Raw genomic sequence first — 26,408 nt, forward strand, 5'->3', positions numbered from 1 at the left:
TATCGAGTAGGAGTTTCACGTGGACACCGTCCGGGACCTTAATGCGTTGCGCGAAAGCGTCGCCGCCTTCCGTGCGGCGGGGCAGCGCGTCGCGCTCGTCCCGACGATGGGCGCGCTGCACGCAGGCCATGTCGCGCTGATCGAGGCGGCGAAGCGGCCGGGGACGAAAGTCGTCGCGTCGATCTTCGTGAACCCCAAGCAGTTCGGGCCGAACGAGGATTTGGCGAAGTACCCGCGGCGGGAAATGGCGGACGTGCGGATGCTGAACGAGGTCGGCTGCGACCTGTTATGGGCGCCGACCGTGGAGGTGATGTATCCGGAAGGCTTCGCGACCAGCATCGGCGTGGCGGGCGTCAGCGCAGGTTTCGACGGCGCGTCGCGGCCGGGGCATTTCGACGGCGTCGCAACGGTGGTCGCCAAGCTGTTCAACCAGGTCGGTGCCGATGCCGCGTATTTCGGCGAGAAGGATTTCCAGCAGCTCGCGGTGATCCGGCGGATGGTCGCCGATCTCGACTTCGCGCTGGAGATCGTCGGCGTGCCGACGCAGCGCGACGACGACGGCCTGGCGATGTCCTCGCGCAACATCTATCTCGACGACGAGCAGCGGAAACAGGCGGTGGCCCTGCCGCGTGCGCTGGGCGTCGCCGCGCGGGCGATCGCGAAGGGCGAGGATGTCGAGGCAGTGCTGGACGATGCGCGGACGGCTCTGGTCGGGGCGGGGTTCACGATCGATTACGTCGCGCTGGCCGACGCCGAGACGCTGGCCGAGAATCCCGCGGCGGATCGGCCGCGACGGTTGCTGGCGGCGGCGCGGATGGGCGCCACCCGGCTGATCGACAACATCGCGATCGAATAGGCGAACGCGTTGTAAAATTACGACGTTAACCCATTAACCATTTCGTAGCCCGACTCACTGCAGGATGCTTTCAAGAACATTGGGGGCAAGACCATGGGCAGCAGTATCAAGAACGCGAATTTTGTGATCGAACGCCGTCTGGCGGATGCCGCCCGCGGCGATGACCGGGCGTGCTACGAATTGGGGATGGTCTATTCGACCGGCACCTCGGGCGTCGTGCTCGACCTGATCGAGGCGCACAAATGGTTCAACCTGGCGGCGGTGTCGGGGAACATCGCCGCGCAGGAATGCCGCGCCGAGATCGCCGAGGACATGACCGCGCGGGAGATCTCGGTGGCGCAGCGCGCGGCCCGGGACTGGTTGCAGCTGACGCAACGCCGGGCTGCTTGAGCTGACGGCTCCCCTTCCGCTTGCGGGAGGGGTTGGGGGAGGGGGTCACCGCGAACGTCGCGCTCGTGGGGTATCTCGGTCCCTCCCCTAGCCCCTCCCGCACGCGGGAGGGGGATTAGGCTTCAGCTTTCTTCTTTGGGGCGGCTTTCTTGGCGGGGGCCTTTTTAGCGGGGGCCTTCTTTGCTGGCGCTTTCGCCTCGGCCGCGTCCTTGGCCACTGCCGTCTTGGCCGGCGCCTTCTTGGCCGCCGGCTTCTTGGCGGGTGCTTTCTTCTTCTTCGTAGCCGGAGCCGCCGCGGCGCGCGCGTCGATCAAGGATGCCGCTTCCTCTAGCGTCAGCTGGTCCTTCTCGATCGACTTGGGCAGCGTTGCGTTGGTCGTGCCGTCGGTGACGTACGCGCCGTAGCGGCCTTCCATCAGCTTGATCTCGGCCTCGGTACGCGGATGGTTGCCGAGTATCTTGAGCGGAGCCTGAGCCCCGCGCGCGGTGCGTCCGCCGCCGGCTGCGGCTTCGGCGAGCTTTACGACTGCGGCGTTCATTCCCGTCTCGAACACGTCTGCCGTGGTCTGGAGTCGCGCGTATTTGCCCGCGTGCTTCAGATAGGGCCCGAACTTGCCGATCGTCGAGATGATCGGTTCGCCGGTTTCGGGATGATTGCCAACCGTCCGCGGGAGCGACAGCAGCTTGACCGCCCATTCCAGGTTCAGTTCGCCGATATCCTTCGGGATCGACGCCATCTTGCGGTCTTCGCCTTCGCCGATCTGCAGATACGGGCCGAAGCGACCCGATTTGCGCTCGATCGGCTGACCGGTGTCGGGATGCGTGCCGAGCGTCGACGGGCCGGTGTCGCCTTCCGCCTCACCGCCGGGCTGCGCGAACCGGCGCGTGTATTTGCACTCGGGGTAGTTCGAGCACGCGATGAACGCGCCGAACTTGCCGCCGCGGAGCGCCAGCTGGCCCTCGCCGCAGTTCGGGCAGAGACGGGGATCGCCACCGTCAGCCTTGGCGGGGAACAGGTACGGCGCGAGGAACACGTCGAGCTCGGCGGTGATCGCGCTAGGCTGCTGCTCCATCACCTCGTTGGTGCGCGGCTTGAAGTCGCGCCAGAACGCGTCGAGCACCGACTGCCACTGCGCGCGGCCGCCGGAGACGTCGTCGAGTTCCTCCTCCAGCTCGGCGGTATAGTCGTAGCCGACATATTTCTCGAAGAAGCGTTCGAGGAACGCCGTCACGAGCCTGCCGGATTCCTCCGCGAAGAAGCGGTTCTTCTCGATCCGGACGTAGGCGCGGTCCTTCAGCGTCTTGATGATCGACGCGTAGGTCGACGGGCGGCCGATGCCGAGCTCCTCCATCCGCTTGACCAGCGAGGCTTCGGAGAAGCGCGGTGGCGGCTGGGTGAAGTGCTGCTCGGCGTCGACCTTCTTCTTCGCAGGCGCATCGCCTTCGCGCATCCGCGGCAGGCGACGTGCGTCCTCGTCGGCCGAGTCATCCGACCCTTCCTCGTACAGCGCGAGATAGCCGGGGAAGAGCACGACCTGGCCGGTGGCGCGCAGGATGTTACGGCCGGTGCCGTCGGCCATCTCGACCGTCGTGCGCTCCATGCGTGCCGACGCCATCTGGCTGGCGAGCGCGCGCTTGAAGATCAGGTCGTAGAGGCGCGCGTGATCGCCGCCGCCGGCCTTGTCCTTGCCGAAGTCGGTCGGGCGGATCGCTTCGTGCGCTTCCTGCGCGTTCTTCGCCTTCGACTGGTACTGCCGCGGTTTGTCGGGGACATAGCTCGCGTCGAAGCGGTTCGCGACGGCGAGGCGCGCGGCGCTGATCGCGCTGCTGTCCATCTGCACGCCGTCGGTACGCATGTAGGTGATCGTGCCGTCCTCGTAGAGGCCCTGCGCGATCCGCATCGTGTGGTCGGCCGAGAAGCCGAGTTTGCGCGAGGCCTCCTGCTGCAGCGTCGACGTCGTGAACGGCGGTGGTGGGTTGCGACCGGCGGGCTTGGTCTCGACCGACTGGACCGAGAAATTGCCGTCGAGCACCGCCTGCTTGGCGCGCAAGGCATCGCCTTCGTTGCCGATCGACAGGCGGTCGAGCTTGTTGCCCTCGAACTGCGTCAACCGCGACGTGAACGCGGTGCCGTCATGCTCCATCTCGGCGCTGACGGACCAGTATTCCTGCGGCTTGAAGACGTCGATCTCACGCTCGCGCTGGACGATCAGGCGGAGCGACACCGACTGGACGCGACCGGCGGACTTGGCGCCGGGCAGCTTGCGCCACAGAACCGGCGACAGCGTGAAGCCGACAAGATAATCGAGCGCACGGCGGGCGCGGTAGGCGTCGATCAGATCGTCGTCGAGCTCGCGCGGGTTCTTCATCGCCTCGGTGACGGTCGCCTTGGTGATCGCGTTGAAAGTGACGCGCTCGACCTCCTTCGGGAGCGCCTTCCGAGCGCGCAGGACCTCGCGGACGTGCCACGAGATCGCCTCGCCCTCGCGATCCGGATCGGTCGCGAGGATCAGGCGGTCGGCGACCTTGGCGAGATCGGTGATCGCCTTCAGCTGCTTCGACTTGTCCGCGTAATTCTCCCACGTCATCGCGAACGCATCGTCGGGATCGACCGAGCCGTCCTTTGGCGGCAGATCGCGGACATGGCCGTAGCTCGCCAGGACGCGGTAATCGCTGCCCAGATACTTCTCGATGGTTTTGGCCTTGGCAGGCGATTCGACGATGACAAGCTGCATGGGGAAACCGTGGTCCTTACGTGTACGCGTACGAGGGTGGCGGCGTCGGGGTGGCTGCGTCAACCCGCGGTGGTAATGAGTGGCGTGCCCAGATGAGGACGTCGGTGCTGCTTTGCGAGAGGGCGGGGTATTTCCCGGATGTCGGCGCGATTGCTAGTCCAATATTCGTTCAGGCGTGATCGAAGTCAGCAACCCTTTTCCCGTAGCTGTCACCGATATGGTCGTCGAGATAGCCGTAATCGAGGTCGCGACGGTATCCGATCGCGTGGACAAGGCGCGCAATTTTCGCCCCGCCGTATGGTTGCGCGAACGGGACTTAACGTTCCGCCAGGGTATCGCGGTGCGTCGCGATCATGAAGGCCTGCTGCTGCGCGCGAGTGGCTCGTGCCCCGGACCGGATGACGAAGCCGGGGAGATGCCGACCGTCTGACCCTGTCGCCAGCGGCCGTCGACTAGCGCAGGCTTACGCGACCCGCCGCGTGGCGTTCGAGGCGGCCAGCCAGTTCGAGTTCGAGCAGCACCGTCTGAACCACCGCCGGCGTGAGGTGCGACTGGCGGATCAGTTCGTCGATCGCGACCGGGACGGGGCCGAGTAGCGCGGCGATCCTGTGCCGGTCGCGATCGTCGGCGTCTTCGGGCGGCGAGCCGGCATAGGCGTCGATCGGCGAGCGGACCGAGCGCAAATCGAACGGGCGGATCTGTTCGAGGATGTCTGCGGCCGATTGGACCAGGGTAGCGCCTTCGCGGATCAGCAGGTTGCAGCCCTGGGCCCGGGGATCGAGCGGGCTGCCGGGAACGGCCATGACCTCGCGGCCGGACTCGTTTGCGAGCCGTGCGGTGATCAGCGAACCGGACTTCGGGACGGCTTCGACGACGACGGTGCCGATCGCGAGGCCGGCGATGATGCGGTTGCGAGAGGGGAAGTTGCGCGCCTTGGGTTCGGTACCGGGCGGCTGTTCGGCCAGCAGCAGACCTTCGGTGGCGATGCGTTCCTGAAGCTCCGTGTTGTCGGGTGGGTAGGCGATGTCGATGCCGCTGGCGATCACGCCGATCGTGCCGCCGCTGGAGCGGCCGCCCAGCGCGCCGATATGGGCCGCGGTGTCGATGCCGCGGGCGAGGCCGGAGATGATCGTCGCGCCTTCCTCGGCGAGTTGCAATGCAAGCTGGCGCGCGAAACGACAGGCGGCGGCCGACGCGTTGCGCGCGCCGACCATCGCGATGCAGGGGCGGGCGGCATGGGCGATGTCGCCGCGCAGGATCAGCGCCGGGGGGGCGGTCTCGATCTCGGCGAGCAGGCGCGGGTAATCGGGGTCGTCGATGAAGAGATAGCGCGCACCGAGCCTGGCGGTGGCAGCCATTTCGCGTTCGGCCACGGCGATTTCGGCGATTCTCGGTGCGCGTCCGCCGCCGCGTTGCGCGAGCATGGGAAGTGCTTCGATGGCGGCTTGGGCGGTGCCGAAGCGAGCGATCAACTGACGATAGGTGACCGGTCCGATCCCGGTCGTGCGGATGAGCCGAAGTCTTGCGACCGTCGGGTCAGTCACTCGCTTGCCGCTTGGCGCCGCCGATGCGCGGTTCGGTGCCCGAGAACAGTCGCTCGACGTTTTCGCTGTGCTTCCACAGGACGATCAAGGCGAGCGCGAGGAGCAGCAGGACCAGATCGAAACGGCCGAACACCGCGGCGGCGAACGGTGCGCTCAGCGCTGCGGCAATGCCGGCGACGGAGGAGATGCGCAGGCCGGCGAGAAGGCCCAGCCAGACGACCGCATAGACCAGGCCGAGCGGCCAATGGAGCGCGACGACGATGCCCATCAACGTGGCGACGCCCTTGCCACCCTTGAATTTGAGCCAGATCGGATAGCAATGGCCGATGAACGCGCCGGCGGCAGCGAGCAGTGTGTTGCCGGGAAAAAGGTGCGCGACGAGCAGAACGGCAACCGCGCCCTTGGCCATGTCGAGCAGCAGGGTCGCGGCGGCGAGCCCCTTGCGGCCGGTACGCAATACGTTGGTGGCGCCGATGTTGCCCGAGCCGATCGCGCGCAGATCGCCTGCACCGCCGAGGCGCGTGAGGATGACGCCGAACGGGATCGAGCCCAGCAGGTAGCTGAGCACGAGCGATAGCGTAGGCGCGACCCAGAGAATTTCCGTCTGCAAGTATGTCCCCCGTTCTGGCGGGGCTTATAAACGACGCGACGCAGACGGCAAATCGCCCAGGTTAAGGTCTGCCACTGCGCTTTCATCAGGATGACGGGGCGGGGTGCTGGTTTACGATGGGCGTTCCGTCCTAAGAGCGCGGCATGGACACCCGCCCCATCCTGTTCTTCGATTCCGGTGTCGGCGGATTGTCGATCGTCGGCCCGGCGCGCGCGGCACTGCCCGATGCGCCGTTCGTTTACGCTGCCGACTCGGCCGGTTTTCCGTACGGGACCAAGAGCGAGGCGGAGATTGCGGCGCGCGTGCCGGTATTGCTGGGACGGCTGGCGGAGCGGTATCGGCCGCGGTTGATCGTGATCGCGTGCAATACCGCGTCGACGATCGCCTTGCCGGTGGTGCGTGCGGCACTCGACCTGCCGGTGGTCGGGACGGTGCCGGCGATCAAGCCGGCTGCGGCGCTGTCGGTCACGCGTACGATCGGTGTGCTGGGGACCGAAGCCACCGTCCGGCAGGCGTATGTCGACGACCTCGCGGCAAGGTTCGCAGGCGACTGCACGGTGTTGCGGTACGGGTCGGCGGCGTTGGTCGAGATGGCGGAGGCCAAGCTGCACGGGCGGGCCGTGGCGCCGGCGCGCTATGCGGCGGTGCTGGACGGGCTGTTCTCGCAGGCCGGTGGCGAACGGATCGACGTGATCGTCAACGCCTGCACGCATTTCCCATTGGTCGAGGCGGAGCTCGCGGCGGCGTCGCCCGGCGTGCGCTTCGTCGATGGCGGACCGGGGATCGCGCGGCGGATCAGTCACCTGACGCAGGGGCAGGACTGGGCGGGCGCGGGCGAGGGGATCGCGGTCTTCACCCGGCTTGGCGACGATGAGCGCGCCCTGGCGCCGACCCTGGCGGCGCGCGGATTTGGCCGGATCGAGCAGCTCTGACGGTCTCGTGGGACAATATGCCCGCTTGCGTCGTTAAGTCATCATGGCAATGTACGCGCAGGATGAGGAAAGCGATCACCGTAAGAGCGGTATTGCGCTGGAAACGAGTGAAAGCGAGGCGTAGTGCCCAAGCCCATGATTACCGACGGCATCTCGGCAACGGATAGCAACAGCGGCCCGCGAGTCGATTATTCGCGCGTGTTCACGCAGGCGATCGACCGGTTGCATGCCGAGGGCCGCTACCGCGTGTTCATCGACATTCTCCGCAACAAGGGCGCGTTTCCGAACGCGCGCTGTTTCGCCGGGCATAACGGGCCGAAGCCGATCACGGTGTGGTGCTCGAACGACTATCTCGCGATGGGCCAGCACCCCAAGGTGATCGCGGCGATGGAAGAGGCGCTGCACGACGTCGGCGCGGGCTCGGGAGGGACGCGCAACATCGGCGGCAACACGCATTACCATGTCGACCTGGAAGGCGAACTCGCCGACCTGCACGGCAAGGAAGCGGCTTTGCTGTTTACGAGCGGTTACGTCTCGAACGAGGCGACGCTGGCGACGCTGGCGAAGGTCCTGCCGGGTTGCATCATCTTTTCCGACGAACTGAACCACGCGTCGATGATCGCGGGCATCCGCAACTCGGGCTGCGAAAAGCGAGTGTTCCGGCACAATGATCTCGCGCATCTCGAAGAGCTTCTCGCGGCTGAAGATCCGGCGGCGCCAAAGCTGATCGCGTTCGAGAGCGTGTATTCGATGGAGGGCGACATCGCGCCGATCTCGGCGGTGTGCGATCTGGCCGACCGGTACAATGCGCTGACCTATTGCGACGAAGTCCACGCCGTCGGGATGTACGGCGCGCGCGGCGGCGGCATCTCGGAGCGGGACGAGGTCGCACACCGGATCACGATCCTCGAGGGCACGCTGGGCAAGGCGTTCGGCGTGATGGGTGGCTATATCGCCGCCGATCGCACGATCGTCGACGTGATCCGGTCGTACGCGCCGGGGTTCATCTTCACGACGTCGTTGTCGCCGGTGCTGGTCGCTGGCGTGCTCGCGAGCGTGCGGCATCTGAAAAGCTCGAGCGTCGAGCGCGAGGGGCAGCAGGCTTCCGCGGCGATGTTGAAGGCGATGCTGAAGGATGCCGGGCTGCCGGTGATGATCGGCGATACGCATATCGTCCCGCTGATGGTCGGCGATCCGGTCAAGGCGAAGAAGATCAGCGACGTTCTGCTCGCCGAATACGGCGTGTACGTGCAGCCGATCAACTATCCGACCGTGCCGCGCGGCACCGAGCGGCTGCGGTTCACGCCGGGGCCGGCGCATACCGAGGCGATGATGCGTGAGTTGACGGACGCACTGGTCGAGATCTGGAGCCGGCTGGACCTGCGCAAGGCAGCCTGAGGCTGGTCCCGCCAAAAGCGGGGCAGCGCTGGTCAATCGATAATGATCGAGCCGTCGGTGCCCGGCAGGTTTAGCGTTTCACCGAAACCTACCGAATGGAACCGCGTGTAATCGCCTTCCAGGGGGTTGGCGTAGACATGGACTACGGACCGGTTTCCATCGACCACCCAGTAATGTGGGATGCCGCCGCCGGCATAGGCGAAGCGCTTCATCGTGGTATCGCGCGCGACCGAGGTTTCCGCGACTTCGATGACAAGCAGGAAGTCGGCGGCGAGCAATAGGCGGCTTTCTTCGACCGATGTACGTAGAACTGCGACGTCGCACCCAAGCACCGTGTCGTTACCCAAATCGACGCCGGCCCCGCCAACGATCCTCGACTCAGCAAATAGACGCGACAGGCGAATGGCAATCTTGGCCTGGCGCGAGGCGTGCGCAAACTGGGGCGGGTTCATCCGGACGAGTTCCCCTTCGACCAGTTCGACTTTCATGTCGTCGAACGCGCCGGACTCACCCATGCGGAGGAACTCGGCGGTGGTGAAACGCGCCTTTTCCTGCCGATCGGTGCGGAGACTCGCGGCGGATGTATTCATGACCGATTCGTACCATCAATCGAGCCAGCCCGCGAATCGTGCGGCGTGGCCTTAAAACGCGGCGGCGAGCATCGTCAGGATGCCGAGACCAAGCGACAATGGTACGCGTAACGCCATCCACCCGGGTGGTGCGATGCCGGCGCGAACCAGCGCCCGGTCGACGAGCAGCGCGGCGATCAGGCTGATGCCGAGCACGACGAGCGAGGGACCGGGCCAGCGCAGGCCGACCATCCAGGGCCAGGCGGTGACGAGCGCAATCAGCGACGGCGCGACGCTCGCGAACCACAGCCAGCGCGGGGGCGAGTCGGTGCGCGCGGCGAGCCCCCACCACAGGCCACCGAGAAAGCTCAGGATGATCGCGGCATAGGCATAGGCGATCGCCAGCGCAGAGTAGCGGCTTTGCGGATCGCCACTCAGCAACAGCGCGACCGCCGCCAGTTGCGGCAGCAGACCGCTCAGCCCGAGCAGGCGGGCGATCGGCGGGATGCCGCCGGATGGCAATCGATCCGGTACGGGTCGATCGGTCATCAGACGCGCGCGACGACACCGGTGGCGACGACCGGGCCGGTCGGAAGGCCGGTCGGCGAGCCGCCAAGCGGTTCGACCGAGATGGCGAGCGTCGCGCCTGGGGCTATGCGACCCTGATCGACGCGCTTCGGCGCGAGCACGGTCGGCGTGCCGGATAGCAGCCCCAGCGCATGCGGTACGCCGTCGCCGCCGATCACCCAGAGCTGCGCGACGCGCGCGTCGGGAACGCTGGGACCCGCCGCGACGCGCAGCGCGCCATTGGCAGGATCGTAGACTGCAGCGATCGGCGACTTCGCATCGCCGAGCATCGCGACGAGCACGCTGGTCGGTCGGGCGGCCGGGATCGGTTGCGACACCGGCACAGTCGGTTCGGGGCGAAGCATGACGAACAGGAGCAGGCACGCGGCCATCGCGCTGGTAATTGCGGCGAGGGCAGGCCACGGGAAGCGGCCACCCTTTGTCGACACCGTCGTACCGATCGCAGCGCGGTCAAGGCTCGCCTCGATCCGCTCGCCGATACGTGGCGGGGCCACGCGTTCGGGCCAGAGGTCGAACAAGACGGCCAGACGCGACCGCCACCATTCGACCTGTGCGGCGAAACCGGGCTCCGCAAGCACGCGCCGTAGCGCCGCGCCGCGCTCCTCGCCTTCGAGCAGCCCCAGCGCGAGTTCGGCGGCCGCGACGTCTTCGGGCAGGCCGGTATCGGTGGTCGGATCAGCCATCGAGGCAATCCTTCAAACGGGCGAGGCCACGGCGTACCCAGCTCTTCATCGTGCCGAGCGGCACGGCGCGCTTCACCGCCAGTTCGGCATAGGTCATGCCATCGAAGAATGCCGTGCGTATCGCGTCGCGCTGTTGTGGTTCGAGACCGTCGAGGCATTCGATCAGTTCGCGCGATGATTCGCTGGCGAGCATCCCCGCCTCGGCGCCTTCGCCAGGATCCGCCACGTCGGGTGCGTCGTCGAGCGGGCTGGTCCGGCGGACGGTCTGCGCACGCTGCCAGTCGATGGCGCGGTTGCGCGCGATCGTCGCCAACCAGGTTATCGGGCTCGCGCGGCCGGGTTCCCAGGCACCGGCGCGTTTCCAGATCGTGAGATAGACCTCGTGCAGCACATCCTCCGCGGCTTGGGCGTTGCCGCAGATACGGTGGGTGATGCCAAAAAGCTTCGCACTGGTCAGTGAATACAGCTCGCGAAACGCGTCGCGGTCTTCGTGGCCGGTACGCAGCAGCATCTCGGAGAGGTGCGCGCGGGCGGCATCGGCATCTGGAAAGGCTCGGGTCACGGCCGCGAACCTAGCGGCTCGGCCCGTCGCGGCAATAGCCTTCGCCCGGCTTTACGGTGAGGCAGTCGTTTTTGCCGGCCAGATATTTCAGCCCGGTCGCGTCGCCGTTGGTCGGGCGCAGGGTTTCATGCAGGCCCTTGCGATCGAACGATATCGTATCGCCCGCCGCGATGCCGACGAACTTGCCGGCGTTGTCGAGATCCCATTGCATGGTGAGATCGTAACGGCCTGGCGCGCCGGCCGGCGCGACGTCCAGGTACATGCCCTCGACGCCGATCCAGCGGCCGGCATAATCGTGCGCTGCGACAGCGGGCCGGGCCGGGGCCGGGGCCGGAGGCGGGGCAACCTTGCGTTCGACCGATCCGACGGACGTCATGTTGCCGTCGCTGCTGGTGTCGGGCGCGGGGCCGGAACAGCCGGCGAGTGCGGCAGAGGCGACAAGGGCGGTGGCCAGCAGGGTGAGGGCTTTCATCGGGCGTCTCCTTGTCCGAGGGTCTACCACATTTGCGAACAGGTGTGGCAATCGCGAGCCTGGGTGGGTAAGGGGCTGGGCACCCGATCCCCCGTCACAGGATTACGCCAGGTGCGCATCGCCATCGCGTCCGATCACGCCGCCGTTTCGTTGAAAGCGGTGCTTGCCGCTTGGCTGCGGGAAGCGGGTCACGACGTGCTCGATCTCGGGCCGGAGGGCACGGCCAGCGTCGATTATCCCGATTATGGTTTCAAGCTTGCGTCGGCGATCGCCGATGGTCGCGCGGATCGCGGTATCGCACTCTGCGGCTCCGGCATCGGTATCTCGATCGCGGCCAACCGCAATCCCGCCTGCCGCTGCGCGCTCGTGTCCGAACCGCTGTCGGCGAGCCTTGCGCGCGTGCACAACGACGCCAACGCCATCGCGATGGGCGCGCGCCTGATCGGCGAGGAAATGGCCAAGGCGTGCGTCGAAGCGTTCCTGTCCGCCGAATTCGCCGGCGGCCGTCATCAACTCCGTGTCGACAAGTTAAAGGTCCCCGCATGAGCACTCAGCCCGAAACCCTCCAGCGCGAACTCCACGACGTCCAGCCCGACGGCTTCTTCACGCGCGGCCTCGCCGATGCGGATGCTGCCGTCTTCGCCGGTGTCGCCGCCGAACTCGAGCGTGAGCAGACGCAGATCGAGCTGATCGCGTCCGAGAACATCGTCTCGAAGGCGGTGCTCGAGGCGCAGGGTTCGGTGTTCACGAACAAGTACGCGGAAGGCTATCCGGGCAAGCGCTATTACCAGGGCTGCGCGCCGTCGGACACGGTCGAGACCCTCGCGATCGAGCGCGCCAAGCAGATCTTCGGCTGCGGCTTCGTCAACGTGCAGCCGCATTCGGGCGCGCAGGCGAACGGCGCGGTGATGCTGGCGCTGGTCAAGCCGGGCGACACGATCCTCGGCATGAGCCTCGATGCGGGCGGTCACCTGACGCATGGCGCGAAGCCGGCGATGTCGGGCAAGTGGTTCAACGCGGTCCAGTACGGCGTCGATGCGACCACGCACCTGATCGACTATGACCAGGTCGAGGCGCTGGCAGTCGAGCATCAGCCCAAGCTGATCATCGCGGGTGGCTCGGCCTATCCGCGGACGATCGACTTCGCGCGCTTCCGGGCGATCGCGGACAAGGTCGGCGCGTATTTCATGGTCGACATGGCGCATTTCGCGGGGATCGTCGCGGCCGGCCTGCACCCGACGCCGTTCGGCCACGCGCATGTCGTGACGACCACCACGCACAAGACTCTGCGGGGCCCGCGCGGTGGCATGATCATGACCAACGACGAGGCGATCGCGAAGAAGATCAACTCGGCGGTGTTCCCGGGGCTCCAGGGTGGGCCACTGATGCACGTGATCGCGGCGAAGGCGGTCGCGTTCGGTGAGGCGCTGCAGCCCGACTTCAAGAGCTATATCGCCGCGGTGGTCGAGAACGCGAAGGTGCTGGCGGCGACGCTCAAGGAGCGCGGCTCGGACGTCGTCTCGGGCGGCACCGACACGCATCTGGCGCTGATCGACCTTACGCCGCTGGGCATCACCGGGCGCGATGCGGACGAGGCGCTGGAGCGCGCGGGGATCACCTGCAACAAGAACGGCATCCCCAACGATCCTTTGCCGCCGGTGAAAACGAGCGGCATCCGCGTCGGTTCGCCCGCGGGCACGACGCGTGGGTTCGGCCCGGCCGAGTTCCGCGAGATCGGCAACATGGTCGCCGACGTGCTGGACGGCCTCGCAAAAAAGGGCGAGCATGGGGACCCTGAAGTCGAGGCGGACGTTCGGACGCGTGTTCGTGCACTCTGCGCGCGCTTCCCGATCTATCAAGGATAAGACATGTCGAAGATCGATGACCTCCAGAACGACATCAAGGCGACCCCCGGCCTCGGCAAGAGCATGGCCAAGTGGAGCGCGCTCGGCGCGGTCGTGGCGATCCCGGTGCCGGTGATCGGCCCGATCTTCGGTGCGCTCGCGGGCGCGGGTTACGCCTACTACAAGGGCAAGAAGAAGGCCTGAATGCGCTGCCCCTTCTGCGGACATGAAGACAGCCAGGTAAAGGACAGCCGCCCCACCGAAGACGGGGCGGCGATCCGACGCCGGCGCCAGTGCGAAGGCTGCGCCGCGCGTTTCACGACGTTCGAACGCATCCAGTTGCGCGAGCTGTTCGTGTTGAAGAGCGAGGGGCGCAGGGAGCCGTTCGATCGGGAGAAGCTGCTGCGGTCGTTGTCGATCGCGACGCGGAAGCGGGCGATCGAGGCGGGGCGGATCGAGAAGCTGGTGAGCGGGATCCAGCGGCGGCTGGAGACGCTGGGCGAGAACGACGTCACGTCCAAGCGGATCGGCGAGATGGTGATGGACGGGCTCAAGGGGCTCGATTCGGTGGCGTATATCCGGTTTGCGAGTGTGTATCGGGATTTTAGCGAGGCGAAGGACTTCGAGGCGTTTGCCGGGAGTGTGGAGGAGATTGGGCGGGCGGAGTGATGTGGGCTCGTAACCCGGCTCGCGTCCGCGCCGCTGGCAGCGTTGCAAACTTTACCTTATCGACGGTTCCTCACCCTCTTCCGTTCGTCCTGAGTAGGGACTGAGCGCGGCGAAGGCCCGTATCGAAGGACAGGTTGCATGAGCTTTTACGCCTACATGCTCCGCTGTTCCGACGGCAGCTACTACGTCGGCCACACCGATGCGCTCGAACGGCGCATTGCCCAACACCAGCACGGTGAGCTCCCCGGATACACGCACAACCGGCGCCCGGTGACGCTGATATGGTCGCAGGATTTTCCAAGCCGGATCGAGGCGCTGGAGGCCGAGCGGCAGTTGAAAGGCTGGACGCGAGCGAAGAAGGAAGCTTTGGCGGCGGGCGATTGGGACGCGGTGCGCTTACTCTCGCGCAAATCCTTCGATACGGGTCTTCGGCTTCGCTCAGCCCCTACTCAGGACGAACGGGGTGGGGTGGGTGAGCAGGATGGTTCTGCCGGGCACAATGTATTGGCTGAGCAGGACAACTTTGGTGGGCTTGGCGAGATTGGTGGATTTGGCGACGTGATTGACGAAAATATGATGGGTACGGACGAAGCTAGCGACGTTGATGTGGGCGCGGATGGGGTTGAGGCGGTCGGTGCTGCCGCCCCACTCCCGGTAATCGTCCTCGTCCGCCCCCAACTCGGCGAGAACATCGGCAAGGCCGCGCGGGCGATGCTCAACTTCGGCCTCGTCGAAATGCGTCTCGTCTCCCCGCGAGACGGCTGGCCCAACCCCTCCGCAGGCCCCGCCGCCAGCGGTGCCGACATCGTGCTGCAAAACGCAAAGGTCTATGACAGCGTCGCCGCCGCCACTGCCGACTGCGCCCAGGTGTTCGCCACCACGGTCCGCAAGCGCGGCGTGACCAAGCCCGTCGTCACCCCTGAGCAAGCCGCAACCGAGGTCCACGCCGCCCCCGGCCGTTCCGCGATCCTGTTCGGCCCCGAGCGCTCCGGCCTCGAAACCGACGACGTCGCGGTCGCGCGGACGATCATCACGGTGCCGATCAATCCCGAGTTCGGGTCGCTCAACCTTGCCCAGGCGGTAATCCTGGTCGCGTATGAATGGTCGAAGGGGCTCACCGCCGAACGCGGGCTGTCGCAGCCGTCGATCAACCCGATCATGCCGCCCGCGCCGCAGGAGGAGCTCGACGGGATGATCGGGCAGCTCGATGCGATGCTGATGGGGGCGGGTTTCTTCCATCTGCCCGACAAGATGCAGTCGACGCGGCGGACGCTGCGGACGCTGCTGACCAAGCCGGGCTGGTCGAGCCAGGAGATCCGGACGCTGCGCGGGGTGCTGTCGTCGCTGGCGGGGAAGAGGCCGCGGGTCTAAGTTTCCGACTGACCCACCAGCCTCCGTTCGCCCCTCTTTCCGTTCGCCCCTCTTTCCGTTCGCCCCTCTTTCCGTTCGCCCTGAGCGAAGTCGAAGGGTGTGCCCCAAGCAAAGGTGCTTCGACTTCGCTCGGCACGAACGGGTGGGGTTAGCGGCGGTCGAACGCAGCTAGCTCATACGCGATCGAGGCTTCGACCAGCGTCTCCCACAGGTCCGCAACCACTGCGTCGGGCAAGCCGAGCTTCATCGCCTCGGCGCGCGCGTTCTCGATCACCTGCGTCTTGCGCGCTTCGTCGCGGACATGCCCGCGCTCGGGCTTGATCCGCGCGGCGGCGTCCATGTATGCGAAACGCCTCGCGAGCAGCGTGACCAGGTCGCGGTCGAGCGCGTCGACGCCTGCGCGGACCTCGGTCATGGTCGTGCAGTCTGGGCCGGATAGGATGGTCATGCGCCGCCTCTTGCCGAGCCACTTGCACCCTGTCCAGCTTGACTCTCGACCCCTCTCCGTCTAGGCGCCCCCCTTCGCAATGGCCCTGCACCCCGGTGAAGCGGTGGCCCTGCCCTGTCTGGACATCCGTCTCGTACAGCCAGCAGAGCGATACCGGGACCAACGTTGTTAGCATTTGCCAAGGACTTACTATGTCGAAGCGTCAAAGCGCGAAGTACAAACTCGATCGCCGTATGGGCGAGAACATCTGGGGTCGTCCCAAGTCGCCGGTCAACAAGCGCGAATACGGCCCGGGCCAGCACGGCCAGCGTCGCAAGGGCAAGGTCAGCGATTTCGGTATCCAGCTGCGCGCCAAGCAGAAGCTCAAGGGCTATTACGGCGACGTGACCGAGAAGCAGTTCCGTGCGTGCTACCACGAGGCTGCGCGTCTGAAGGGCGATACCTCGCAGAACCTGATCGGCCTGCTCGAGCAGCGCCTCGACATGATAGTCTACCGCGCCAAGTTCGCGCCGACGATCTTCGCGGCACGCCAGATCGTTTCGCACGGCCACATCCGCGTCAACGGCGTGAAGTGCAACATCGCCTCGCGTCGCTGCTTCGTCGGCGACGAGATCACGCTGGGTTCGAAGGCGCAGGAAATGGCGCTGGTGATGGAAGCACAGAGCCTCGCGGAGCGTGAGATCCCCGACTACGTCGCCACCGACGGCGCCGCCAAGGTCACCTTCACGCGCGTCCCGACGCTCGACGAAGTGCCTTACCCGGTGAAGATGGAACCGAACCTCGTCGTCGAATTCTACTCGCGCTAAGCCGCGTAGAACGCGACCGTCCGACGACGTGGCTTTGCCACGGCGCGGTCCGGAACAGGAAAAGGGCGGTCCCGCTGGGGCCGCCCTTTTTCGTTACATCTTCATCGTCGTCCGCAGAAACGTATCGGCCCGGTCGAGCAGGTCGGTGCGCGCGGTGTCGTCTTCCAGCTGGTGATCGAGCCCCTTATACTCGACGAACTGCACCAACTTGCCCGCACCCTTCAAGCGCGATGCCATCAACCGGCTTTCGGCAATCGACACGTTCTGGTCGCGATCGCCGTGGAACAGCAATACGGGAGCAGCGAAGCGATCGGCATGCCGGGCAGGCGAGCCCTCCTCCGCAGTGATCCGCGTCCCGAACGTCTCGTCCAGCGATTGCGGCGTCGAATCCCCTTTCCACTCCTCGCGAAGCAGATCGAAGTCGGTGACCGGCGCGACCGCGACGATCGCTTTGAACAAGGTGGGATCCACTGCGCCCGACTGTAGCGCCGCGTAGCCGCCATAGGACCAGCCGACGATCGCGAGCCTGGCGGGATCGGCGATCCCCTGTTTGACAAGCCACCGACCGCCATCGTCGATGTCGCCGACCGCGGTCTTCCATGAGCGGAACCCGTTCTGCTGGAACCAGCTGTCGCCATAGCCGGTCGAGCCGCGATAATTGGGCTGCAGCACCGCGTAGCCGCGGTTGGCGAAGAACTGCGACAGCCAGTGGAAATTCCATTCGTCGCGTGCCCAGGGGCCACCATGCGGCAGGACGATGGTCGGCAGGTTCTTGCCATCGCTACCCGGCGGCAGCGTGAGATACCCCGGCACCATCGTGCCGTCGCCGGCGGGGAAGCTGATGGGCTTGACCTGCGCCAGCTTGACGGTCGCAAGTTGGGGGCGGATCGGCAGGATCTCGGCGAGCTTCTTGGTGGCCTTGTCGAACAGGTAGAAGTGGCCCGGATCGGTGTCGGCGCCCGCGAACATGACCAGCTTCTGCTCGTCCGAACTCGCATCGACGAAGCTTGTCAGCGGTGCGCCCGGCAGTGCCTTCGACAGCGATGCGGCGAATTGCTTCAAGGTAGGATCGAACATTGCCGTCGCCCGCTTGTCGGTCACCCAACTGGCCCCGACTACGCGGTCCTGTCGGCCGATCTGGACCAGTTCGTCGACGTCCGCATCGGGGCGGGAGAAGACGAGTTTCTTGGCCATGCTGCCGTCCAGCGCGATGCTGTAGACACCCGTGCGTCCGCCGGTCGCGTCGAAGCCGTAGACGACGTCGAGATCGGGATCGACGGCCTGGGGCACGAAGCCGCTCGAGCGACCGCCGGATGTCGTCACCGTCGACAGCGGCAGCCATTCGCGACTAGCCTTGCGGCGGTAGAGGAAGTCGTAGCGTCCGGCATTCTGTCCCAGCGTCGTCGTCGGCCGGCGCACCATGATGCGCACCACGCCGCGTCCATCGGTGACATAGCCGGCGACGCCGCCGCGGGGCGCTTCTACCATCGCGCGCGACAGCGTGGTGGTATCGACACGTTCTACCATCAGTCCCTCGCGGGTTTGGCCGGTTATGCGTCCGGTCGTCACCTCGGGAACGGCAAGGCGCTGCATCAGCACGGAGCCGTCGCCCTTCTCGCCCAGCCAGTCGATCACGCCGCCGCCGCCAAGCGCGATGCCGAGCGAATATTCGTTGCCGCGTGCGCTCAACAGCTTCTGGTCGCTACCGTCTGCGTTGATCGAGAAGAGTCGGGTATAGCCGTAATAGGACGTGCCGATCATATCGATCACGTACAGCCCGCAGACCAGCCGCGTGTTGGTCGACCAGCGGCAATAGCGCAGCCGCTCGGGGTTTCCACTGGTTGTCAGGATGGGCTTCAGACCCTTGCCATCATCGAGACGGACGATCGACAGCACCGCGCCGCGGCCGACGGTCGGTTGGATGACCGCAAGTGCCTTGCCGTCCGGTGAAATCGTGACACCCGTCACATTGTCGCGCGCACCGAATTGTCGTGCCGCATCGCTTGGTGCCGCACCGGCGGACACCGTACTCAAGCTCGTCGCCGCTGCCAGTATCAACGCTGTCATCGCCCCTGTTCGTACCGTCACGAAACCCCCTGAACCCCAATTATGCGCCGATAGTATCGTGCGCGCGCCCGCTGGCAATCGGTGTGGATCGGAATTGGATCGTGTTCGTGGACAAGCGCTAGTCCCGGTGCAAAAAGAGCCGCGCCAATCGATCGGAGCACCGATGCGTCACCTGATATTTGCTGCCCTGCTGTTGCCCGTCCCGCTCGCCGCCCAGACGGCGCCAGCGCCCGCAATCTCGGTAGCGACGCTGAAGACCGTGACGCAGGTCCTTTCGTCCGACGCCTACGAGGGCCGCGCGCCGACCACGCCCGCGGAGGCGAAGACCGTCGCGTATATCGTCGAGCGGATGAAGGCGGCGGGATTGAAGCCCGGTAACAAGGGATCGTGGACGCAGGACGTGCCGATGGTCCAGATCACCGCGGGCAACGTGCAGCCGTACGTGTTCTCCGGCGGCAAGGCGCCGGTCAGCCTGAACTTCCGGACCGACATGGTCGCGGGCACCTACCGCGTCGTGCCGAAGGTCGCGGTGGCGAACAGCGACGTGGTGTTCGTCGGCTACGGGATTACCGCGCCCGAAAAGGGCTGGGACGATTATGCCGGCACCGACGTCAAGGGGAAGACCGTGGTCATCCTCATCAACGACGCCGACTGGCAGACGATGTCGCGCGAGGGGCCCTTCGAAGGGCGCGCGATGACGTGGTACGGGCGCTGGCCGTACAAGTTCGAGAACGCCGCCAAGCATGGCGCGGCGGCGGCGATCATCGTCCATGATACCGAGCCGGCGGCGTATCCGTGGGCGGTGGTGCAATCGTCGTGGACCGGGCCGCAGCTCGAGCTGGACGAGAAAGGCGATCATCTCGACCAGTCGCAGATCGTCGGCTGGATGCAGAAGCCGGCGGCCGAGCGCGTGTTCGCGAGCGCGGGCAAGGATTATGCGACGCTGGCGGCGGCGGCGAAGGTAAGGGGCTTCAAGGCGGTACCGCTTGGGCTGACGTTCGCGGGCGGCTTTACCAACACGATCAAGCGGCAGGCGTCGAAGAACGTCATCGGCGTGCTGCCGGGGACCGCGGCGCCCAATGATTACGTGATGTATTCCGCGCATTGGGATCATCTCGGGCGCTGCGACGCGGTCGATGGCGACGACATCTGCAATGGCGCGGCGGACAATGCGAGTGGCGTTGCCGGGCTGGTAGCCTTGGCCGAGGCGCAGGTGAAGGCGGGGCCGGCCAGGCGGTCGATCGCGTTCCTGGCGGTGACGGCGGAGGAATCGGGGCTGCTCGGCTCGCGCTATTATGCCGAGCATCCGATTTATCTACTCGCGCATACCGTTGGCGGCGTGAACATGGACGTGCTGAACGTCGATGGCCGCGCGAAGGATTTCGTCCTCACCGGCGCGGGGAAATCCGAGATCGAGGATCTGGTGAAGCCGTTCGTCGCCGCCGAGGGCCGCGTGATCGGCGTCGAGGCGAACCCGGAACGTGGCGGCTATTACCGGTCGGATCACTTCAGTTTCGCCAAACTGGGCGTGCCGATGCTCGACGGCGGCAGCGGCGAGGACCTGGTCGTTGGCGGCACCGCGGCGGGACATGCCGCGCGCGAGGATTATGTCGCGCACCGGTATCACAAGCCCGCCGACGAATATGACGCCAGATGGGACTGGTCGGGCGCGGTCGAGGACCTGACGATCTATTACGGGCTCGGGCGGAAACTCGCGGACGATACCAGTCTGTGGCCGAACTGGTATAAGAGCGCCGAATTCCGCGGCATTCGTGACCGCGATCGCGCAGGAGCCAAGTAAGTGACCACGACCGTCTCTACCCCCGCCGAATGGGCGCACCACAAGGCCGTCTGGATCGGTTTCCCGAGCCATGCGGACCTATGGCTGGAAGACCTGGAGCCTGCGCGGGACGAGGTCGTCGCGTTTGCGAAGGCCGTGCATGCCGACGGCAAGGGCGAGACGGTGATCCTGGTCGCCGCGGACGTCGGGTCAGCTACGACCGCTCAGCGGCTCGCGCCGTTCGCGCAGGTGGTGGTCGAGCCGTTCGGCGACATCTGGCTACGCGATACCGCACCGATCATCGTCGGCGACGGCAGCGCGCGCGACTTCCGGTTCAACGGCTGGGGGGGCAAGTACGACCTGCCGGGTGACGACACGATCGGCGAGCGGCTGGCGGCGAGCCGGCACAAGCGGGTCGAGGCATGCGACTGGGTGCTCGAAGGGGGGGCGATCGATGGCGACGGTACCGGGACGGTCGTGACGACGGCGCAGTGCCTGCTCAACCGCAACCGCAATCCTTCGCTGAGCAAGGCGGAGATCGAGGCGCGGCTGGCGTCCGACCTCGGTTATACCCGCGTGGTGTGGCTGGGCGACGGCTTGGTCAACGATCACACTGACGGCCATGTCGACAACCTCGCGCGGTTCGTCGGCGAGGGGCGGGTTGCGATCCCGAAGGCGACCGACAATGATCCGAACTGGCAGGTGTACCAGAACGCGGCGCGCGATGCGCAAGCCGCCGGGCTGGAGGTCGTGACGATCCCATCGCCGGGCCGCGTGCTGCGTGACGAGGAGGTCGTGCCGGCGAGCTACATGAACTTCTACATCGGCAATGCCGCGGTGGTCGTGCCGTTGTACGGCGCGGAGAACGACCAGGCGGCGGTGGTGGCGATCCAGGCGCTGTTCCCGGATCGCGAGGTTGTGGGACAGCGCGCGGATCACATCCTGACCGGGGGCGGGAGCTTCCACTGTATCTCGCAGCAGATCCCGGGGTAGGTCCCGCAACCGCCGTACGTCCTGAGTAGCTGTCGAGTAGCTCCGCAAGGCGCGTATCGAGACGGCATATCGAAGGACAGGTTGGCGCGCTGAACCTGTACCTCGATACGCGCCCTCGATACGCCCTAGCGGGCTACTCGGTCGCTGCTCGGCACGAACGGTATGGGAGTTGCCGTGTTTGTCCCGTCCCCTGAACCAACCACCACCCCGGCGAAGGCCGGGGCCCAATTGGGGGACTTAGCCAATGGAGGACTGCCCTTCGTTACGCCAACCTTGCCAATTGGGCCCCGGCCTTCGCCGGGGTGGTGGCTAAGAAGGCGAGTTCAGCGGCTCCAGCGGGCCCAGATTGCCGTCGGCAATACCAGTCCGCGCGCTTCTTCGCGGACGCCCAACTCGCCGACTTCCACCTTGCCCGGCAGGTCCGCGAACACTTGGTTGAGCAGTTCGCCGATCGCCAGCGCCGACATCCGCACCGCGTAGACCGTCAGGAACAGGAAGCGCGAATTCTCGTCGAGCAGTTTCCTGCAGTCGGCGATGAGCTTGGGGAGGTCCTCTTCCAGGCGCCAGACCTCACCCTCGGGCCCGCGCCCATATTTCGGCGGATCGAGCAGAATCCCGTCGTACCGCCGCCCGCGCCGAACCTCGCGCGCGACGAACTTCGCCGCGTCGTCGGTCATCCAGCGGATCGGCGCGTCGGCCATGCCGGACAGCTTGGCGTTGGCCTTGGCCGCCTCGACCGACTTCTTTGACGCGTCGACGTGGACCATGCGGACGCCCTTGGTCGCCATCGCCAGCGTGCCGACGCCGGTATAGCCGAACAGGTTCATGCATTCGGGCGAGTCGAGCCCCGCCACGCGCTCGCGCATCCAGCTCCACACCGGCGCCATGTCGGGGAAGAAGCCGAGATGGCGGAACGGGGTGGTCTGCGCGGTGTACGACACCTCGTTCCACTTGAGCGTCCAGCCTTCGCGGGGGACCGGCTCGGAGAATTCCCAGCGGCCGCCGCCATCTTCGTCGGAGCCGGGGACGAATTCGCCCTGCGCCTTCCAGTCGGTCGAGGCGGGCGCCCACATCGCCTGGGGTTCGGGGCGGATGAAGCGGAAGCGGCCATAGCGCTCCAGCTTCTTGCCGTGGCCGGAGTCGATCAGGCCGTAGTCGGCCCAGGGTTCGCCGACGAGAGTATCGAGCTTCATGCTGCCCTCTTCAAACCGACGGCGTCGCGCGTTCGGCGATGTATGCCGTGATCGCATCGAACGTCGCAGGCAGCGTGGCGTAGCGTTCCTCGCGCTGGAACAGGTCGCCGACCCGCGCCGGCAGCGTTGGACGAACGCCGGTGGCACGCTCGACCGCATCGCCGAACTTTGCCGGGTGCGCCGTCGCGAGCGTCACGATCGGCACGCCGGCCGGGACTTCGGTGCGCAGGGCAGCGGCGAGCGCGATGGCGGTGTGCGGATCGATTACCTGGCCAGCGCGCTCGTGCGCCCAGCGCATCGCCAGCGTCATGTCGTCGAGATCGACGCGGTCGCTCTGGAACAGGGCGGAGGAGCCCCGCGACTGCGTGTTGGTGAGGCGCATCGCGCCCGACGACTCGAACCCCGCCATCTGTGCGGCAAGCGCGGCGCCATCGCGGTCGCCAAGGTCGAACAACAGGCGTTCGAAGTTCGAGCTGACCTGGATATCCATCGACGGGGTCGGGGTCTGCTGGACGCCGCCCTTGGAATAATCGCCGGTGCTTAGCGCGCGGTGGAGGATGTCGTTGACGTTGGTCGCGACCACCAGCTTGGCGACAGGGAGGCCCATGCGCGCCGCGACATAGCCGGCGAAAACGTCGCCGAAATTGCCGGTCGGGACCGCGAACGCGACCTCGCGGTCGGGCGCGCCGAGGCGAACGGCGGCGTAGAAGAAGTAGACCACCTGCGCCATCAGCCGTGCCCAGTTGATCGAGTTGACCGCCGACAGCGCGAATCTGTCCGAGAAGGCGGGATCGTTGAACATCGCCTTCACCAGCGCCTGCGCGTCGTCGAAGCTGCCTTCGATCGCGATGTTGTAGACGTTGGGGCTGAGCACCGTGGTCATCTGGCGGCGCTGCACGTCGGAGATGCGGCCGACCGGGTGGAGCATGAAGATGTCGATGCCCGCGCGCCCGGCGACCGCGTCGATCGCGGCCGAGCCGGTGTCGCCGCTGGTCGCGCCGACGATCGTCAGGCGCTTGTCCGTGCCGGCCAGGAAACGCTCGAAGAACAGGCCGAGCAGCTGCAGCGCGACGTCCTTGAACGCGAGCGTCGGACCGTGGAAGAGTTCGAGCAGCCACTGGTCGTGGTCGAGCTGCACCAGCGGCGTGACCGCGGCGTGCGAGAAGCGGCCATAGGCCTGTTCGCACAGTGCCTTCAGTTCCTCGCGGGTCATCGCGTCGCCGACGAACGGGGCCATCACCGCCACGGCCGTATCGACGTAAGAGAGCCCGGCGAGTGCGGCGATCTCGTCGCGGGTCATCGTCGGCCATGCCTCGGGAAGGTAGAGGCCGCCATCGGAAGCGAGGCCGGTGAGCGTCGCCGCTTCGAAATCGAGGACGGGGGCCGAGCCGCGGGTGCTGATGTAACGCATGGCCGCGCGACTTAGCGGGTGGGGGAAGAAGCGACAAGCGGCCGGGTGTCGTCTGGTGGTCATGTCTGAGCATGCGCGGGAGAACGGGGCGGCTATTTTCTACTCCCGTTTCCCGCCGCGCGGCGCCAATCCGTCACCCCAGCGGAAGCTGGGGTATCCCTCGATGCAGGTGACGTGGGCCAAACGGGAATATCCCAGCTTTCGCTGGGATGACGGTGTTGGGCTCAGGCGTGACATGGCGTGACGTGAAGGGCGCGTCATCTCGCGCACTCCGAAACTCAGCGCGGGCTCGGCGCCGTCCGCGGGCGACGGCGGAGTGCCAGGGTGTAGATGATCGCGGCGATGGCGGCGAAGAAGAACCATTGGCCTGCGTAGGCGAGGTGGTTGTTCGGGACCGTGGCGATGTCGGGCCTCCCGTTCGGAGAGAGACCGGCCTGCGGCGTGTCCGCGACCAGCATCAGGCGCTGCGCGGAGTGAGCGAACAGCGAGCCGATCAGCGAACGGCCGTCGGGGGCATGGCTGATGTAACCCGACACTTCGCCGCCGGCCCAGGCGATCTTCGCCATCGGATCGCGGGTAGTGCCGAGCTGGACGATCATGCCGGGACCGTCCGCGCCGGTTCGGCATTGCGCGATCGCGCGGAAGCCGAACTTGCCGGCGCCGGCGAGCGTTATCCCGGTCGGCTGGAGGCATACGCCCGTAGCGCGGCGAAAGAGCAGCGCTTCGTCGGGCACGCGCGGGAAGGCCATCGGCGGCTTGGCAGGATTGGCGGCCAGCTGGACCAGGAACGCTTCCTTTTTCGGGAGGCGGTCGATGAGTTGCCACAGGCCGAGCGCGATCATCGCCGCGATCGCGAGCGTGACGAGGATCGTGGGAATGATCGGGACGCGTCTTGCGGGTCGGGTCACGGGTCGATTCGGCCTTCGCGGGCGGCGTTGCGGTATTCGGCGGACATCAGCGCGCCTTTCGCGGCGCGGAGCGACAGGACGACGCCGCCGGCGGTGAAGGGGATCCAGATCAGCATGTGCACCCAGAGCGGGGGATGAACCTTGAGTTCGAGCGTGATCGCCAGGGCTACGACGAGTGCGCCGAGGATCAGCGTCAGGAAGGCGGCAGGGCCGTCACCGACGTTGAACTTGGAGAAGTCGAGCCCGCAGTTCGTGCAGCGATCGGCGAAGTTGGACCATTTGGCGAAGAGGGTCGGCTTGCCGCAGCGGGGGCACAGGCCTTTGAGCGCGACCTCAGCGATCGTGGGGGCGTTCGCGAGCGGGTATGGGTCTTCGGTCATGCGGTCAGCTTATCCGTCGTTTGTATCCCCGCGAAGGCGGGGACCCAGACTGGGCTCCCGCCTTCGCGGGAGAACAAGCTTGAGGCCGGATCTTTCGATAGCGTCCGTGCAGTACCGGAAAACGCCACCACCCCGGCGAAGGTCGGGGCCCAGGTGGGAGACACCGCTAGCTGCGGACAGCGCTTCGTTACTGCAGCCTTCCCAATTGGGCCCCGGCCTGCGCCGGGGTGGCGGCCATAAACTTGCGGATCGACCCTCAACCGCCGTGGACGGGTGCGCCCCAGCCGCCCCAGACGTAGACGGTGACGAACAGGAACAGCCACACGACGTCGACGAAATGCCAGTACCAGGCCGCGGCCTCGAACCCGAAATGCTGCTTCGGGGTGAAGTCGCCGCGATACGCACGGACCAGGCAGACGATCAGGAAGATCGTGCCGATCAGCACGTGGAAGCCGTGGAAGCCGGTCGCCATGAAGAACGACGCGCCGTAGTTGATCCCCTTGAACGGGAACGGAGCGTGCGCATACTCGTACGCCTGGATCGAGCTGAACAGGATCCCGAGGATCACCGTCAGCCACAGGCCCTTGAGCACGCCGTCGCGGTTGCCGACGCCGATCAGGCCCCAGATCCCGGTCTTCTCGCCACCGCGCTGGTTGTGGATCAGCGCATGGTGCGCCCAGGTCACCGTGGTGCCGGACGTCAGCAGGATCAGCGTGTTGAGCAGCGGCAGTTCGAACGGATTGATGACCGTCAGGCCCTTCGGCGGCCATTGCGCGACGATCGCCGCGCCGCCTTCGACCGCGCGCGTGACGGTCCCGTCGGCGAAGGTCATCGCGGTCGGGAACAGCGAGAAGTCGAAGAACGCCCAGAACCAGCCGACGAAGAACATCACTTCGGAAGCGATGAACAGGATCATGCCGTAGCGGAAATGGAGCTGGACGACCGGTGTATGATCGCCTGCGCGCGCCTCGTGCACGACCTGGGTCCACCAGGAATACATCGTGAAGAGCACGCCCGCGAGGCCGATGAAGAACACCCAGCCGCCGCCATTGGGCTTGTCGACATGGCCGCCGTGCATCCACATGATGCCGCCCGCTGCCATGATCAGTGCTGAGAACGAACCAACCAGCGGCCAGATGCTCGGCGGCAGGATGTGATAATCATGGTTCTTGGCGCCGGCCATCGTAACTCCCCTATATT

At 66.3% G+C, this 26,408-nt stretch carries 28 protein-coding genes; 13 read left to right on the forward strand and 15 right to left on the reverse strand.

Going from position 1 to position 26,408, the window contains the following annotated elements:
- Positions 1-19: 19 nt before the first annotated feature.
- Together panC and SJY41_RS16820 are read left to right on the forward strand one after the other, a co-directional pair.
- Positions 20-856, forward strand: coding sequence for a pantoate--beta-alanine ligase (panC, locus tag SJY41_RS16815; protein ID WP_380783364.1), 837 nt, complete (start codon positions 20-22; stop codon positions 854-856).
- Positions 857-949: 93 nt separating this feature from the next.
- Positions 950-1,246 carry a hypothetical protein gene (locus SJY41_RS16820; protein WP_380783365.1) on the forward strand — a complete coding sequence of 99 codons (297 nt, stop codon included), beginning with the start codon at positions 950-952 and terminating at the stop codon, positions 1,244-1,246.
- A gap of 115 nt (positions 1,247-1,361) precedes the next feature.
- On the opposite strand, the gene topA is transcribed toward SJY41_RS16820, so the two are convergent.
- Positions 1,362-3,980 carry a type I DNA topoisomerase gene (gene topA / locus SJY41_RS16825; protein ID WP_380783366.1) on the reverse strand — a complete coding sequence of 873 codons (2,619 nt, stop codon included), beginning with the start codon at positions 3,978-3,980 and terminating at the stop codon, positions 1,362-1,364.
- A gap of 175 nt (positions 3,981-4,155) precedes the next feature.
- Between topA and SJY41_RS16830 the strand changes: the two genes are divergently transcribed.
- On the forward strand, positions 4,156-4,410 hold the full coding sequence (locus SJY41_RS16830) for a hypothetical protein (RefSeq protein WP_380783367.1): 255 nt from the start codon (positions 4,156-4,158) through the stop codon (positions 4,408-4,410).
- A gap of 22 nt (positions 4,411-4,432) precedes the next feature.
- On the opposite strand, the gene dprA is transcribed toward SJY41_RS16830, so the two are convergent.
- Together dprA and plsY are read right to left on the reverse strand one after the other, a co-directional pair.
- The gene (dprA, locus tag SJY41_RS16835; RefSeq protein WP_380783368.1) at positions 4,433-5,524 is read right to left on the reverse strand and encodes a DNA-processing protein DprA; all 1,092 of its coding nucleotides are present in this window, start codon (positions 5,522-5,524) and stop codon (positions 4,433-4,435) included.
- Positions 5,517-6,134, reverse strand: coding sequence for a glycerol-3-phosphate 1-O-acyltransferase PlsY (gene plsY / locus SJY41_RS16840; RefSeq protein WP_380783369.1), 618 nt, complete (start codon positions 6,132-6,134; stop codon positions 5,517-5,519). The genes dprA and plsY overlap by 8 nt, the downstream gene beginning before the upstream one ends.
- A gap of 143 nt (positions 6,135-6,277) precedes the next feature.
- Here plsY and murI point away from each other — a divergent pair, with 143 nt between their 5' ends.
- Together murI and hemA are read left to right on the forward strand one after the other, a co-directional pair.
- Positions 6,278-7,066 (forward strand): glutamate racemase, encoded by a 789-nt coding sequence (gene murI / locus SJY41_RS16845; protein WP_380783370.1) that lies wholly within the window; start codon positions 6,278-6,280, stop codon positions 7,064-7,066.
- A 135-nt stretch (positions 7,067-7,201) separates the two neighbouring features.
- Positions 7,202-8,464 (forward strand): 5-aminolevulinate synthase, encoded by a 1,263-nt coding sequence (gene hemA, locus SJY41_RS16850; protein ID WP_380784176.1) that lies wholly within the window; start codon positions 7,202-7,204, stop codon positions 8,462-8,464.
- A 32-nt stretch (positions 8,465-8,496) separates the two neighbouring features.
- Here hemA and SJY41_RS16855 read toward each other — a convergent pair whose 3' ends face one another.
- Genes SJY41_RS16855 through SJY41_RS16875 form a run of 5 tightly spaced genes read right to left on the reverse strand, consistent with a single transcriptional unit; the run spans position 8,497 to position 11,338 of the window.
- Positions 8,497-9,054, reverse strand: a complete 558-nt coding sequence (locus tag SJY41_RS16855; protein WP_380783371.1) for a Uma2 family endonuclease — start codon at positions 9,052-9,054, stop codon at positions 8,497-8,499.
- Positions 9,055-9,105: 51 nt separating this feature from the next.
- The gene (locus tag SJY41_RS16860; RefSeq protein WP_380783372.1) at positions 9,106-9,582 is read right to left on the reverse strand and encodes a DUF3429 domain-containing protein; all 477 of its coding nucleotides are present in this window, start codon (positions 9,580-9,582) and stop codon (positions 9,106-9,108) included.
- Positions 9,582-10,304, reverse strand: coding sequence for an anti-sigma factor domain-containing protein (locus tag SJY41_RS16865; protein WP_380783373.1), 723 nt, complete (start codon positions 10,302-10,304; stop codon positions 9,582-9,584). The genes SJY41_RS16860 and SJY41_RS16865 overlap by 1 nt, the downstream gene beginning before the upstream one ends.
- Entirely contained in the window at positions 10,297-10,866 is a 570-nt protein-coding gene (locus SJY41_RS16870) for a sigma-70 family RNA polymerase sigma factor (protein ID WP_380783374.1), read from the reverse strand. The genes SJY41_RS16865 and SJY41_RS16870 overlap by 8 nt, the downstream gene beginning before the upstream one ends.
- Before the next feature lie 10 nt (positions 10,867-10,876).
- Positions 10,877-11,338, reverse strand: a complete 462-nt coding sequence (locus SJY41_RS16875) for a hypothetical protein (RefSeq protein ID WP_380783376.1) — start codon at positions 11,336-11,338, stop codon at positions 10,877-10,879.
- Between the two features lie 111 nt (positions 11,339-11,449).
- Here SJY41_RS16875 and rpiB point away from each other — a divergent pair, with 111 nt between their 5' ends.
- The 5 genes from rpiB to SJY41_RS16900 all read left to right on the forward strand — a co-directional run bounded on the left by rpiB (position 11,450) and on the right by SJY41_RS16900 (position 15,222).
- Positions 11,450-11,884: a ribose 5-phosphate isomerase B gene (rpiB, locus tag SJY41_RS16880; protein WP_380783377.1), complete on the forward strand. Its 435-nt coding sequence runs from the start codon at positions 11,450-11,452 to the stop codon at positions 11,882-11,884.
- A complete protein-coding gene (locus SJY41_RS16885; protein WP_380783378.1) occupies positions 11,881-13,203 on the forward strand; it encodes a serine hydroxymethyltransferase in 1,323 nt (440 codons plus the stop codon). Before rpiB ends, SJY41_RS16885 begins: the two co-directional genes overlap by 4 nt.
- A 3-nt stretch (positions 13,204-13,206) precedes the next feature.
- Positions 13,207-13,386 carry a hypothetical protein gene (locus tag SJY41_RS16890; protein WP_380783379.1) on the forward strand — a complete coding sequence of 60 codons (180 nt, stop codon included), beginning with the start codon at positions 13,207-13,209 and terminating at the stop codon, positions 13,384-13,386.
- Positions 13,387-13,851, forward strand: coding sequence for a transcriptional regulator NrdR (nrdR, locus tag SJY41_RS16895; RefSeq protein ID WP_380783380.1), 465 nt, complete (start codon positions 13,387-13,389; stop codon positions 13,849-13,851).
- 138 nt (positions 13,852-13,989) lie between these two features.
- Complete coding sequence (locus SJY41_RS16900) at positions 13,990-15,222, forward strand: TrmH family RNA methyltransferase (protein ID WP_380783381.1); 1,233 nt, start codon at positions 13,990-13,992, stop codon at positions 15,220-15,222.
- 148 nt (positions 15,223-15,370) lie between these two features.
- Here the strand turns inward: SJY41_RS16900 and SJY41_RS16905 are convergent, their stop codons facing one another.
- On the reverse strand, positions 15,371-15,670 hold the full coding sequence (locus tag SJY41_RS16905; RefSeq protein WP_380783382.1) for a chorismate mutase: 300 nt from the start codon (positions 15,668-15,670) through the stop codon (positions 15,371-15,373).
- 191 nt (positions 15,671-15,861) lie between these two features.
- Here SJY41_RS16905 and rpsD point away from each other — a divergent pair, with 191 nt between their 5' ends.
- The gene (gene rpsD, locus SJY41_RS16910; RefSeq protein ID WP_056053294.1) at positions 15,862-16,476 is read left to right on the forward strand and encodes a 30S ribosomal protein S4; all 615 of its coding nucleotides are present in this window, start codon (positions 15,862-15,864) and stop codon (positions 16,474-16,476) included.
- Between the two features lie 93 nt (positions 16,477-16,569).
- On the opposite strand, the gene SJY41_RS16915 is transcribed toward rpsD, so the two are convergent.
- Positions 16,570-18,543: an alpha/beta hydrolase family protein gene (locus SJY41_RS16915; RefSeq protein ID WP_380783383.1), complete on the reverse strand. Its 1,974-nt coding sequence runs from the start codon at positions 18,541-18,543 to the stop codon at positions 16,570-16,572.
- 163 nt (positions 18,544-18,706) lie between these two features.
- On the opposite strand from SJY41_RS16915, the gene SJY41_RS16920 reads away from it, so the two are divergent.
- Both SJY41_RS16920 and SJY41_RS16925 read left to right on the forward strand, forming a co-directional pair.
- On the forward strand, positions 18,707-20,344 hold the full coding sequence (locus SJY41_RS16920) for a M28 family peptidase (protein ID WP_380783384.1): 1,638 nt from the start codon (positions 18,707-18,709) through the stop codon (positions 20,342-20,344).
- Positions 20,345-21,316, forward strand: coding sequence for an agmatine deiminase family protein (locus SJY41_RS16925; RefSeq protein ID WP_380783385.1), 972 nt, complete (start codon positions 20,345-20,347; stop codon positions 21,314-21,316). It begins immediately after the preceding gene.
- 323 nt (positions 21,317-21,639) lie between these two features.
- On the opposite strand, the gene SJY41_RS16930 is transcribed toward SJY41_RS16925, so the two are convergent.
- From SJY41_RS16930 to SJY41_RS16950, 5 genes are all read right to left on the reverse strand, one after another.
- Positions 21,640-22,509, reverse strand: coding sequence for a class I SAM-dependent methyltransferase (locus tag SJY41_RS16930; RefSeq protein ID WP_380783386.1), 870 nt, complete (start codon positions 22,507-22,509; stop codon positions 21,640-21,642).
- A gap of 10 nt (positions 22,510-22,519) precedes the next feature.
- Positions 22,520-23,920, reverse strand: coding sequence for a threonine synthase (thrC, locus tag SJY41_RS16935; RefSeq protein ID WP_380783387.1), 1,401 nt, complete (start codon positions 23,918-23,920; stop codon positions 22,520-22,522).
- Positions 23,921-24,198: 278 nt separating this feature from the next.
- On the reverse strand, positions 24,199-24,828 hold the full coding sequence (locus SJY41_RS16940) for an SURF1 family cytochrome oxidase biogenesis protein (protein WP_380783388.1): 630 nt from the start codon (positions 24,826-24,828) through the stop codon (positions 24,199-24,201).
- Positions 24,825-25,208, reverse strand: coding sequence for a DUF983 domain-containing protein (locus SJY41_RS16945; RefSeq protein ID WP_380783389.1), 384 nt, complete (start codon positions 25,206-25,208; stop codon positions 24,825-24,827). Before SJY41_RS16945 ends, SJY41_RS16940 begins: the two co-directional genes overlap by 4 nt.
- Positions 25,209-25,464: 256 nt before the next feature.
- Positions 25,465-26,391: a cytochrome c oxidase subunit 3 gene (locus SJY41_RS16950; protein WP_380783390.1), complete on the reverse strand. Its 927-nt coding sequence runs from the start codon at positions 26,389-26,391 to the stop codon at positions 25,465-25,467.
- Positions 26,392-26,408 lie beyond the last annotated feature (17 nt).

It is taken from the genome of Sphingomonas sp. R86520 (genome assembly GCF_042466285.1).
In the GTDB taxonomy this organism is placed as follows: Bacteria; Pseudomonadota; Alphaproteobacteria; order Sphingomonadales; family Sphingomonadaceae; genus Sphingomonas.

What these genes read in the sequence shown, in the direction of transcription:
- SJY41_RS16820 (WP_380783365.1), top strand. Translation starts at nt 950, where the DNA reads ATGGGCAGCAGTATCAAGAACGCGAATTTTGTGATCGAACGCCGTCTG.
- topA (WP_380783366.1), bottom strand. Translation starts at nt 3,980, where the DNA reads ATGCAGCTTGTCATCGTCGAATCGCCTGCCAAGGCCAAAACCATCGAG.
- murI (WP_380783370.1), top strand. Translation starts at nt 6,278, where the DNA reads ATGGACACCCGCCCCATCCTGTTCTTCGATTCCGGTGTCGGCGGATTG.
- hemA (WP_380784176.1), top strand. Translation starts at nt 7,202, where the DNA reads ATGATTACCGACGGCATCTCGGCAACGGATAGCAACAGCGGCCCGCGA.
- SJY41_RS16855 (WP_380783371.1), bottom strand. Translation starts at nt 9,054, where the DNA reads ATGAATACATCCGCCGCGAGTCTCCGCACCGATCGGCAGGAAAAGGCG.
- SJY41_RS16860 (WP_380783372.1), bottom strand. Translation starts at nt 9,582, where the DNA reads ATGACCGATCGACCCGTACCGGATCGATTGCCATCCGGCGGCATCCCG.
- SJY41_RS16865 (WP_380783373.1), bottom strand. Translation starts at nt 10,304, where the DNA reads ATGGCTGATCCGACCACCGATACCGGCCTGCCCGAAGACGTCGCGGCC.
- SJY41_RS16875 (WP_380783376.1), bottom strand. Translation starts at nt 11,338, where the DNA reads ATGAAAGCCCTCACCCTGCTGGCCACCGCCCTTGTCGCCTCTGCCGCA.
- SJY41_RS16885 (WP_380783378.1), top strand. Translation starts at nt 11,881, where the DNA reads ATGAGCACTCAGCCCGAAACCCTCCAGCGCGAACTCCACGACGTCCAG.
- SJY41_RS16890 (WP_380783379.1), top strand. Translation starts at nt 13,207, where the DNA reads ATGTCGAAGATCGATGACCTCCAGAACGACATCAAGGCGACCCCCGGC.
- nrdR (WP_380783380.1), top strand. Translation starts at nt 13,387, where the DNA reads ATGCGCTGCCCCTTCTGCGGACATGAAGACAGCCAGGTAAAGGACAGC.
- SJY41_RS16900 (WP_380783381.1), top strand. Translation starts at nt 13,990, where the DNA reads ATGAGCTTTTACGCCTACATGCTCCGCTGTTCCGACGGCAGCTACTAC.
- SJY41_RS16905 (WP_380783382.1), bottom strand. Translation starts at nt 15,670, where the DNA reads ATGACCATCCTATCCGGCCCAGACTGCACGACCATGACCGAGGTCCGC.
- rpsD (WP_056053294.1), top strand. Translation starts at nt 15,862, where the DNA reads ATGTCGAAGCGTCAAAGCGCGAAGTACAAACTCGATCGCCGTATGGGC.
- SJY41_RS16915 (WP_380783383.1), bottom strand. Translation starts at nt 18,543, where the DNA reads ATGACAGCGTTGATACTGGCAGCGGCGACGAGCTTGAGTACGGTGTCC.
- SJY41_RS16920 (WP_380783384.1), top strand. Translation starts at nt 18,707, where the DNA reads ATGCGTCACCTGATATTTGCTGCCCTGCTGTTGCCCGTCCCGCTCGCC.
- SJY41_RS16930 (WP_380783386.1), bottom strand. Translation starts at nt 22,509, where the DNA reads ATGAAGCTCGATACTCTCGTCGGCGAACCCTGGGCCGACTACGGCCTG.
- thrC (WP_380783387.1), bottom strand. Translation starts at nt 23,920, where the DNA reads ATGCGTTACATCAGCACCCGCGGCTCGGCCCCCGTCCTCGATTTCGAA.
- SJY41_RS16945 (WP_380783389.1), bottom strand. Translation starts at nt 25,208, where the DNA reads ATGACCGAAGACCCATACCCGCTCGCGAACGCCCCCACGATCGCTGAG.
- SJY41_RS16950 (WP_380783390.1), bottom strand. Translation starts at nt 26,391, where the DNA reads ATGGCCGGCGCCAAGAACCATGATTATCACATCCTGCCGCCGAGCATC.